Annotated in this window: 5 protein-coding genes; all 5 read right to left on the bottom strand. The window is 34.6% G+C overall.

Going from position 1 to position 11,455, the window contains the following annotated elements:
- Positions 1-5 precede the first annotated feature (5 nt).
- The 5 genes from Q7C23_RS20550 to Q7C23_RS20530 are packed head-to-tail and all read right to left on the bottom strand — an operon-like array spanning position 6 to position 11,250.
- Entirely contained in the window at positions 6-728 is a 723-nt protein-coding gene (locus Q7C23_RS20550; protein WP_375034258.1) for a hypothetical protein, read from the bottom strand.
- Entirely contained in the window at positions 729-4,583 is a 3,855-nt protein-coding gene (locus Q7C23_RS20545; protein WP_375034257.1) for a hypothetical protein, read from the bottom strand.
- 13 nt (positions 4,584-4,596) lie between these two features.
- Positions 4,597-10,167, bottom strand: a complete 5,571-nt coding sequence (locus tag Q7C23_RS20540; protein WP_375034256.1) for a hypothetical protein — start codon at positions 10,165-10,167, stop codon at positions 4,597-4,599.
- Positions 10,164-10,769, bottom strand: coding sequence for a hypothetical protein (locus tag Q7C23_RS20535; RefSeq protein WP_375034255.1), 606 nt, complete (start codon positions 10,767-10,769; stop codon positions 10,164-10,166). Before Q7C23_RS20535 ends, Q7C23_RS20540 begins: the two co-directional genes overlap by 4 nt.
- The gene (locus tag Q7C23_RS20530; RefSeq protein ID WP_375034254.1) at positions 10,753-11,250 is read right to left on the bottom strand and encodes an OmpH family outer membrane protein; all 498 of its coding nucleotides are present in this window, start codon (positions 11,248-11,250) and stop codon (positions 10,753-10,755) included. Before Q7C23_RS20530 ends, Q7C23_RS20535 begins: the two co-directional genes overlap by 17 nt.
- Between the last annotated feature and the right edge of the window lie 205 nt (positions 11,251-11,455).

Genomic DNA, 11,455 nt, shown 5'->3' with positions numbered 1-11,455 from the left:
CTGTTTTATTGTTTGGAAATATTTCTTAGGTCGATAACCTGATATTGCTTGAATCTTTCTGCCGGGATAAATTTATTTCTGCCAGGAGAAGTAAAATAATCTGCTGTTTTGAAAAATGCAGCATTAACAGCTTTTCGATTAAAATTGGTATTGGCAACTTCTAATCTGGGATAATATGACTTTGGAGTCTGATAATCCTTAGAGAAATTCACGGCAGTGCTATAGTAAAAAACAGACTTTTGTAAATAATACTTTTTAGATATCTGTATAACAATCTTTGAATAAGGAAGATTTGTATAGTTTTTTGCTGTCAAAATTATTTCCCAATAGGTTTTGAAGTCTTTAAAAGATTCAATCCTGCATAAATCCAACAAGGGCTTAATATCTAAACTTCCAAAATAATTTTTAATAGGATCAGCAATTTGAATTGCTTTCTCCCGATGGCTGATTTTTAGGTTTATCGTTTTCGAGTTTACTATTTCAGTCTGATCGATTTTCATATAAACTTCATTGCCGGCATTTTTCATAAAAACACCTTTATACGATTGTTCTGCTGTTTTAGATGCTGCACTTTTATATAGGACATAATTTGAATTGTATTGAAGCGGCTGAGAAATGCTGTACTGCTTTGCCATTTGCTGTAAAACCTCATTTACGTTCTGACTATACCCGGCAGAACCAATTAAAAAACTTCCATACAGGATTGCTTTACCAAACATAGCTTTCATTTAATTTTGATTAATAACATTCCCTGAGCGGGTTTCCTGAATAGTCTTAACTCCCTTGGAAGTTTCCTTTTTGATCCTGACCAAACCTCCTTCATTATCGTATTCATAGAAAGTAGCGTAATTATTCTCATCAAGTTCTGACATAAGCGTAAAGGTCTGGTCGTCATAAACAAAAGTTTTTACACTCCCATCTAATGGATGTATTCTGATATCATCAAAATACACGGGAATTCCATCGTTTTTATTTTCAAGCTCAATTTCTATACTTATAGTTTCGGCAGGCATCAGGAATTTACCGACAATTCTTTGCCATCCGTCTATAATATCGCCTTTGGCAGTAAAACTTTCCGTGCCAATTCTGTATCTAATATCGTTTGTGTTGACATTATTGAAAAAAACTACATTAACTACGGCATCTTCATAGTTTTTTAGCTGAATGGCTGTTTCTTCCTTAACCCATGCACTTAACATATATTCTTTGTTTGGTATTGGCTGAAAAGAAAGGCAGTCTGTACAATAATTTTTATCTGTAGGAAGCCCGCATGAGAATTTGCTTAATTTTAAATTGTCTGAAAAAAAGGCTTCGTTTTCCGGTTTTACCAGAGAATCGAAATTCTCATAACCATAGAAATCAGACCTGAAATCGTCAATTTTATCTGTTGGATACTCCGTTTCGCCAAAACTTAATAAATATTTTAATGAGGTTCTCAAAACGGGAACTACTCTTGATTCATTAGTTGCCGATGTAATCTGGTTAGCATAGTTAGGGTCTAAACTTCGCGCCAATGCTCCCCGAGCGATTCCGCCATCCACATAAAATCCATTTGCAATACCGATAACATATAAATGGGGTTTATCAGAATTAGTGAAAAGGGTACTTTTTGAATTACTGAACCTTGCCATAGTCTGATCTCTTAATGCCTCTACATTAATGGTCTGGCAACCGTCAGTAATTATCATTACAACATTGGGTTTCATAGAAGAATTCAAGGTTACATCAAGCGCTGTTTTCCAATAATCTGAAGAAGCGCTGATCCCCCAGCCGCTTCTCAGGCGATAGTTATCAATCCAATTATTAAACCTTCTTAAAATTGCAGGATCTGTATTTGTTAATCGTGTCGGTGAGATATTATCTATCCTGGTTACTGTATCGCTATCAGACATTCCTGTCAGCGAAACATAAATATTGGATTGCAGTTTGTCATTATCATCCGCCTGTTGCTGAATATATTTCTTTAACTGTTTTTTTATTTTATCAGCTTCAGCAAGGCTTATAGAGCCTGATTCGTCTAAAACAAAAGCAATGTGATCTACGCAGTACAGTTCAGAGCAAAAATCGATATGTTTTATGTGACTATCAATACGACTGCCAGCAGCAGTAACATCTGTTATCCTGTCAGCAGACTCATACCGATCCAGATTAAAATCTAAAATCTGATTCAGCCCGGAAGCTATTTTAACATCATAATCCGCATGGTTTCCAAAAGAAAAAGCAATAAAACCTTCCTTGGTGTTATTTACAAAATTGTAAATAGCAGGGGTTTCTTCCTTGATATAAAAAACAAGGGCTTTTAATTCATCACAGGTGTAGCCATCTATGATGGTTTCTGCCGGAAGATTTAACAGTTTATTTGCTAAGGTGGTAAAAATTTCCTTAATCTTTGGTGTTGCGGGATTACTCTTGGTGCAGGAAACAAATGGGATGCAGGTCTGCGCAATTATGGTTTTATCAAATTCAAATTTACATTCACTTGTTTGGTATACATTTAAATGTATTGTATATGCGCCCGGTTCAACGGGGATATAATTATAAAGACCAGTGGTGTTAACAGCCGAATGTAAAGTGATATTATTGTTGTCAATTACTGACCACTCATAAGTTAAATCTGTTGCCGAAGAATTAAAAGAACATTTAATTTCTTCTCCGGCACAGAAATTCTCTGAACCTATTTCCTGATTTTGTATCTCAAGTGTACCTATAACTATAGAACAAGGAACTGTTTTTAACGTTATAACAGCTCTCTTTAAAACTAAATTTCTCCCTGTAGCTGGATCTAAAGATGTTAGCAAAGGATGTCTTGCTTCACAATAATAACTGCCTGCGTCTAAAGACGACACATTTGAGATAGTTAATTCCCTGGAAATCGCACTAGAAATTACTTTAGAATTTTTATACCATTGGAAAGTCTCATCTGGAAGGTACCGGTTATCTTCATACATTGTCATTGTTATGCTACGCCCAATACCTGCTGTAATATTTTTTGGTGTATCAATTTCTGCTTGACCTGCATAAACAAAATCCTTGTTTGTTGAAAAAAACTGAGGGGCAAAATCGATAAAGCGAAATTTGTTAGATGGGATCCCAATTTTACATCCCGAAGGTAAATTATTCAAGTCAGGAACCATTCCTTCCAATGAATTTCTACTTAGATATAAACCATAAAGTTTTGTGAAATTGTTAATCCCTGACGGAAGAGTTCCCGAAAGTCCATTACTAGATAAGTTTAGAAGCTCAAGCTGCGAAAGTTGCCCTATGTCCTCAGGAATATTTCCTGTAATGCCATTACTGTATAGCAATAATGTAGTTAAATTTGCTAATTTGGCTATTCCAATTGGGAAAGGACCTGTAAACTGATTGCTATTAAGAGATAAAGAAGTAAGTTTAGAAAGGAAACCTATTTCAGAAGGGATAATACCTGTTAATTTATTCTCGCCTAATTGTAAAGATTTAAGCTGTGAAAGCAGTTTCAATTCAAGCGGTAATGCACCTGTTAATTGATTTCTCGTTAGATTTAGACTTTGCAAATTTTGCAGTTGCCCTATTTCTGCTGGTATATTGCCTGATAGCTGATTATAGGATAATGTTAATTGCTGAAGTTGAGTTAGATTGCCCAGTTCTAAAGGAATATTACCACTTAAACTGTTAAACGATAAATCTAAGATTTGAAGTTTTTTAAGAAAGCCAATTTCTACAGGTATACTTCCGGTAAAATTATTCCTATTGCTATGGTTATAAGAACCTAAATCTAAAGAAAGCAGATTTGTAAGCAGTCCTATTTCTTGTGGTATGAGGCCCGTTAATTGATTTTGGTTTAAATCTAAAATCTGTAAATTCTGAAGTTGCCCAATTTCTGATGGCAGAGTACCAGTTAATTGATTTTGGTTTAAACTCAAAATCTGTAAATTTTGTAGTGTTGCAATTTCTGGTGGCCATATACCCGCTAGTGAATTATTATTTAAAATTAAAATCTGTAAGTTTTGCAACTGTCCAATTTCCGGAAATATACTATTTGTTAATTTATTGTATTGTAACTCCAAAACATTTAGATGCCTTAATTGGGCTATTTCCGGCGGCAAGGGACCATTTAAATTATTACTTCTTAATATTATGGAAACCACATGCCCATTACTTACGGTAATACCATACCAGCCCGTTTTTGTGGAGTTATTCCACGAAGCCACGGGAGTAGTAAAATCCCAACCCGTTTTATTTATCCAGCTGTTTCCCATCGTACTGCCGAATAAAGCTAATAGTGCCTCTCTTTCCGACTGTGGAATGTCAGTATCTGCACCCGTTTTCAATAGTCCATTTACATCATATTGCTGCAGCTCAATTTTTTTCAATATGTTGTCTTCAACTTTTTTCATGACTACATATTCTGCAGTACGCATTTCCCTAATAATCTGAATTTGGTACTTCAGTTCCTGAGGTTCATTAAAACCTCTTTCTTTCAACTCTGTAGTAGCTTGTTCTACATCAAAACCTATTTCATGATCACTGAGTTCCTGTGAAAAAACTTGTGAGTTTGTCAAAAAGCTTATTACGGCAAAAAGAAATATATAATTGATTTTCATCGGTTTAGTAATATTATAATTTATCGCAAGCGATAACTTGCTTTTTTACAGTTGCTTTTTTATTTGGTGCAACCTTTAAACTCTTTCGCCCCGTATGCGATTGAGTATTGGTGATGCTTATCTCATTTTGTTTTAACTGTGCCTTGTAGTCAAAGTGAGAAGCTTTGCTGCACTGGGGATTACTGTCATAATCTTCAAATCCATCAGAAGCTAATTCGCTATATTTTGTGTTAGATGCTACAGCAACCGGTAAGCGATTATTGTATCCATATATAGCTGATGAATAACGATCTAAGGCATCTTTGTTTTCAACTTCCTGGCCATATGGATTGTACTGAGTAACTTGTGAAGCATAAGTCCATTTTTCTATATTGTAACTAGAGATATGCCATTTCCCCTGGGTCTTAACATACAGCGGGTAAAAATCTGAGAAGAAGCCAGTTTTACGGGGGGTTGGATCCTCAGTATAATTTCTTCCTGTTAAATAAGCATAAGATCTGTTAGCTCTCCAATTTCCCAGAATATTGTATAGATATGGATTATAAAAATTAGCTGAATGGTCATCATCAGAAACAACTTCTTCGTATTGGTATTTTAAGTCGCCCTTTACATCAAATACCATTTTAGGCAAATTACATTCGCACTGTGATGGCCAAATATCATTGTAAGATACAGCGGAAGCATTTACAATTCTATTATTTGTATTATCTGATTGAAACGGATTGTCCCCAATATTGAGTTTGGCCGCTACAGCATTATTGCTTGCATCATACTCATAAAGTGGATTCCTCATAGAGGTAATGCTTGCCATTACGGCCATTTGCATATTACGGTGACCAGATCGTATTACTTTTATTTTTCCTGATTTATCAACATTGTTAATTAATTTTCCTTCGATATCAAGAACCTTAAAATTTACATCATTGACCTTAACAACCCATGCCCTGGTATCTATTCTATTATTTTCGGCATCAAATCCTGTAATAAATACTTCATCCCCATTGATTAAATAATCACTAGCTTTTGCTGTTGTTTTAGATAATTTGTATCCCTCGCTAGATTTTTCTATTTCAGATGTGAATTCAGCATTTTTAGCTGCCTGACTCATTCCATCATAGCTCCAGTAAGCAGGGAAATTAAAACTGAAATAATTGTCGTTATATTCATTGGTGGTCCGGGTCAATAAAATTTCTCCAGTATCAGCATCCCAGGCTAAGTTTTTCGTAGAAACTTTTGAACTGACATCATAAGCAACCTTTTCAACTAATATCCCAGAACTATGAATTACTTTAGTTGTTGTTGCTGTTCGAATTTGGCCTTCAAGTTTGGAGTAAGTTGGTATAATTGTAGGTACTACTATTACTAAAATCGTAAATGGAAGCGTTGCCAGATTAAAATTAACCCCAGCTGTAGTAGTAGTATTTGTACTTTCCCTAAAATCATTAATAACATCATAATCTACACCTACAAGTTTTTGGCTAATTTCTCCTTTTGAGCCAATTGTTTGAATAGTATTATTAAGTTTTCCGCTACTAGCTTTTTGCGGATTTGATATAGTGCTGTAGGCATAATCTACACCGGAGATAAAATCTTTTTGACCTTCAGCGTATACTCTTTGATTTTTAATTTTTCCATCCATATCATTGGTATGAATTGAAAAACCCTGAGATAAAGTAATATGGTTTTTGACATTTAAATTTAATAAACTACCCAAGGCAGTAGAAGAATCAAAATTTGATGATAAAGTGGTGCGATCTACCAGAGTAGGAAATTGCTTAGAGGTGTAAAACTCAGTTGTCACAGAACCTGTTGCATGTTTTTTCACCTCCAGTGTTGCATTTGTTTTTTGTCGGGGTACATTAGCCACTGTAACTCTTCCATAGGTAACTTTTGGTGCTGGGAAGAAAGATTCTCCAAATGGTTCTTCAACATAATTATCACTGTCTGGCCCCAGTAAAAGATCCTTTTTGTTTTTATCGTAAAAAGGTTTTACAGAAGGATTTTCTTTGCAACCCAGCGGCTCGTAGGTAGCAACACCAGATGATTTACCGTCAGCACCCTTATATGAATAGTTTTGTCCATATGATTGTTTATAAATGTTGTTTGAGTCATTCCCGGTCATAATATTCCACTGGTCACTAAGGGTAATATTTTTTACCCTGCTGCCGCCTCCAATTTTTCCATTTCCGGGATGCATTAAGCGAATCCAGGATTTATTTGTAACAAATTGGCTTGCAATCCCGCTTTGTTCCAGCTTTGCATTTGGACTTTTAAATATATCTAAAAGAGCGGGCATCCAACCAATTAATTCTTTTACAACGCCTTCCAAATCGTTGGTATCTTCCTGATTGTCCATACTATAAACAAGCCGGTTTAAATATTTTCTTCCAAAATTCCAACCCGCTTTAATTATCGGATTTACCTGCTTTTCGGCCTTAAAACCATCACTTTTTGTTACGTAGTCAACCGGTATTGAAGCATATTTTTTTCCATTATTTTCAAAAAAACCGCAATCTAGCGGATTGTCTATGTTTGCATAACCAGTTACATAGTCAAATTTATCAGTACCCCCAATTCCTGGTAGTGGGTTAGGATTTACCATATTCAATAAGAATCTAAAATATAATGGATTCCCATCTGTTCCAATAGATTTTAGGTATGTATCACGAAATACTTGTGCGATATTTGAATTGTTAATGTCTATATCCTGATCGATTTCGATATATAGATATTTCCCTAAAGATTTAATTGTTTTTGCATCATTTAAGGCGTTGTTATTTGGTGTTTTTTCCTCACCGCTGCCAGTGACTTTAAACATTTGCATTGCTTGCTTATCTTGTACAAAAGCATAGTCATCTGCCTCAAAATTCAATTTGATTTCTCCTCCGGAGGGCAATCGTATAGATTTTAATAACCACGCTGAAGCATACTGATCAGAGAGTGTTCTGTCATGCTGATCAACAAACGGATATTCCGGATTCGATAAATCACTTGTAGTAGCCGAACTCAGATTGTTGCTTGATTTTTTGTAATTTCCCCAGATATCATATCCCTTCATATCGTAATCTGGATTATAGCCATAATCAAAAACATAAGGAGTGAATTTTCCCATGTTTGAATTTTTATAAGTAAAATATATTTTACTTAAAGTCAGTTTTCCTCGTTTGCCATCAAAAGCAGGATTTTCTTTGTTCGAATTATTATTATCTATATTATTGTCAATTTTTTGACATAAACTGTAATTGTATTCAAAATGAGCTTCTTTAATTGGAATTGCCTGTTCTCCTTTTGCATCATATTCGGGTTTAGCATACAATGCAATTTTATCAAGTTTATACATCTTGGAATCTTCACTAAATCCTCCATTTTCGTCTATTACTCCGTAACCATCATTTCTTTGTGAAAGATGAAAAATTGCAACATGTGTTTTGGTTATAATTTTTTTGACATATAAAAGTTCTTTTTCTCCGTATATGTAATTACCCTTATTGTCTTTTTTACTAGAGCGAAGCCCTTCATCAAAAGTGGCTGATTTACTTTTAAAAGGAATTCTCCATTTATAGGTATGGGCTTTGTCTTTGCTTTTGTTTTCATAGTCGAATTTGGTGTACGAACCTAAATCATCGTCTGAAGGTCCGTCTGATTTCAAATCCTGATAATCAGAAGATAAAACAGAAGTCAGTAAAAAAGAGTGTGCATATTCTGGTGTCGTGACTCTATTAAAGTACTGGTCTCCTTCTTGATTATTTGCTATCGAGTTGTCTCTGTCAGTGTAGTTAACCTGTCCTGTAGTATAATCTACATTTGGAGTTGTTCCTACATCAAAAGTTGCTTCTTTTTTAATAGTATTATAAGCCGCTCTTCCATAAATATATCGTTCCCCACCTTCTTTGGTAATTTTTATTTCTGAAGTGTGATTATCATGTTTTCCTTTAAGAGAAAATGGGCTTAAATTGTTAGAACCGTAAGTACTTGCTTCTTTTCGGGTTAATTTTTGAATAGTTTGATTTCTTGATAAACGTTTTGTGCGTGCAATAGTACTATTGCCAGTAACGGCATTATTTTCAGTGTAATATTTTTGACTTGTTCTTCGTGAAAATTTCTCCCCTTCAATATTTAACCTTACAGGGCTATAACCTGCTAAATCATTGTTCAAAATATCCAATTCCTGATCAACATGATTCCCTCCAATATTTTTAAAAAATATTTTTTCGTAATCAGCACTGTTGCCGTTTTTTTTCTCTGTAAACCTTCCCAATGCAGGATTAGAATTCTCCCATACTGTAGTTTTACTCTTCCCAAGTGTAACAGTTTTATTTATTCCAAAATGGACGCCTCCTCCAGCTCCAAATTCCAAACCTGCATTTCCACCCTCTGTAGCATCGGTCGTTTCATTATCGTATACATATCCAACTTGCGATTTATAAGGGCGATATTGCCCTGAAATACCCTGTCCCTGGATACTATATAAATCATAAGTGTTGTTAGTAAGAGGAAGCGAAGTGGTATTTTTGTTAAAAGTCCTGTCTTTTTCTCTGTTATAATCTAATATATCAGATCTTCCGGCGTTAAATGTGTTTTCAAATCCATACGCTTTTTCTATTTTATATTTTTCGGAATCCATAATTCCCTGACTGGTACGGTAGCCTGAAAACTTAACTCCTGCTTCTGCTCCCCAGAACTCCGTACCAATATTTAAATTAAACATATAATTGGACGAGCTCATTGCTACTCGCTTAGTAGGAGTAAAAGATGCATTTATGAAAGATACTGAACCCGAAATTGCCTGACCTGCATTAGTGATTGTGGATTGTAGCTGATTTTTTATTCCATGGTAAGATTGAGTACTTACTGATGCGCCCAATGTTACACTTTCAATGCCTTTTCTGCTATTATAACTAACACCTGCATTGAGGCCAAGATTTATATCAGTATTTGTTATAGTTCCAATTTTTTTAGAAAATGACGCATTTGGTGATACAGATACCCCCTCAGAAGCAGAAGAAGAAATATCCATTCCAACAGAAAGATTCTCACTGACCTGAAAATTCAAACCTGCGCTTGGTGTAATGCCAATTCCCTCATAGTTATTATACTTAACACCAACCCCTACACTAGCACTCCCTTTAGCACTACCACTTTCATCCAGACCAAAGGCGGTTACAAAAACATTAAAATTTGCCCCAATCGTTACATTTGGTTTTAAATTATTCTCATAAATCATTTCATCTCCGTCAAAATCATCCGGCAGGCCTCTTAACTGCCTGTTGATTTGTCCAACATCCAGATTCCAGCCCAATCCAACCCAGGAGGCTTCCTGATCCATAGTAACTCCGGAATTGTAAGCTAAGTTTAATGGATACCCACCTACATCCATGATTGGAATGTTATAATTAAAATCACCACTTGCCAGATCAACCATATCAGAAGTTCCAATTGGCGTGAAAGCTTCAAACTCCGGCTGTGAAGGACCTCCTGTTAATGCATAAATCTGCATGGGCTGCACGGTTTCCAAAAGAATCATCATGGCTAAATAAATAGCAATTGTTTTTTTTAATTTACTTACTTCTCTTTGCTTAATCATAAGGCTATTTGGGTATAGGTATCTTTAAATTTAAATTTTAGAGTTCCTTTTCTAAAAAGGAAATCAGTATATACAAGCTGTATTTTTTCGTTTGGATCTATTCCGGAGAAGAATAGCAGTACTTTTTGAAAAGGCGCAATTTTATAATTGCGCTCGTACGCAACTCCAGAACATTGAATAGTATCTTTTTTAGACGTTACAACATAAAAATCTTTTTCAAGACCAAATGACATATATTTTACAGCATCAGTATAATCCATTACTGTAAAATCTCTCGAGAGTAAATCTTTTTCTTCTTCCTGTTGGAAAACAAATTCAACAACACGCTCCCTTTTATTTTTTTCATAAAGAGAATCAACTGTTTTTAGGTTTTCAGTTCCCAGGTCTTTCAATAGATAGTACTGAATAGGAACTTCGGTAGCCATAAAAGCGATATCTTCACCTTTTTGGATATAAACCTGAGACTTCCAACCTATTTTTTCAAGATTAAAATAGCGATCCCTAATTTCTGAGTCATCTAATTTTGTTGAATGTGTATCTTTTTTACAGGAGAACAAAACAAAAAATAGAAATGCAAAAACAATCCTATTTAACTCCTTCATATTTTTTATTTATATAGATAAGCAATTCTTTAGTTACATCACTATTTTGATCAGCAAACAGTACAGTTTCCCTGTTGTCCGTACTTATTATGAACTGATAATTATTTTCTTTGGAAAATTCTTTTGTATAGCTATGGATTCGCGACCATATCTTTGAAGATTCATTAGAAGCAAAAGTCTTATTGAACATTTCAAATTCTTCCTTGCCCTGTTCGAGCTGTTTCATTATCATTTCTTTCTCAGGGGCAGCAATAGACTTTGACCGCAGTAGTGAATATAAATTATCAAGCTCTTTCTTTCTCACATTAAATTCTTTCTCTCCTGCACGCTTTAATTCCTTTGTCATTATAAAGCCCTTGAAAAGCATGGAACTGTTAACTGTGACAATGCGATCGGAAAATTTTACTTTGTATCCTATTAGGAAAAAAGTCAAGGCAATAAATAAAAATGTAATTATAAATGATATTTTTGAAGTTTTCATTAAGTAAACACCTGTTGTTAAACAATATACAAAACTGATTTAGCAGCAGGATTGTCTGCGCAATTTTGTTTTTTTTTCAGCAATAAACAGCATCTATTAAGACTTATAAATAACACGATAAGGCTTTATACAAGGAAAGATACTGCAAATCATTTCTTATGATTAAAATTGGACAGTACCTGTTTTTATTATATCAGATTTAAGC

Source organism: Flavobacterium sp. LAR06, assembly GCF_041946075.1.
Lineage (GTDB): Bacteria > Bacteroidota > Bacteroidia > Flavobacteriales > Flavobacteriaceae > Flavobacterium.
Note: the sequence above shows the minus strand (reverse complement) of the source record. Positions and strands in the feature narration are given on the sequence as shown.

Bases quoted from the DNA above. Each gene is read 5' to 3' on its own strand.
- Q7C23_RS20535 (WP_375034255.1), bottom strand. From the start codon at position 10,769: ATGAAGGAGTTAAATAGGATTGTTTTTGCATTTCTATTTTTTGTTTTG.
- Q7C23_RS20550 (WP_375034258.1), bottom strand. From the start codon at position 728: ATGAAAGCTATGTTTGGTAAAGCAATCCTGTATGGAAGTTTTTTAATT.
- Q7C23_RS20530 (WP_375034254.1), bottom strand. From the start codon at position 11,250: ATGAAAACTTCAAAAATATCATTTATAATTACATTTTTATTTATTGCC.
- Q7C23_RS20545 (WP_375034257.1), bottom strand. From the start codon at position 4,583: ATGAAAATCAATTATATATTTCTTTTTGCCGTAATAAGCTTTTTGACA.
- Q7C23_RS20540 (WP_375034256.1), bottom strand. From the start codon at position 10,167: ATGATTAAGCAAAGAGAAGTAAGTAAATTAAAAAAAACAATTGCTATT.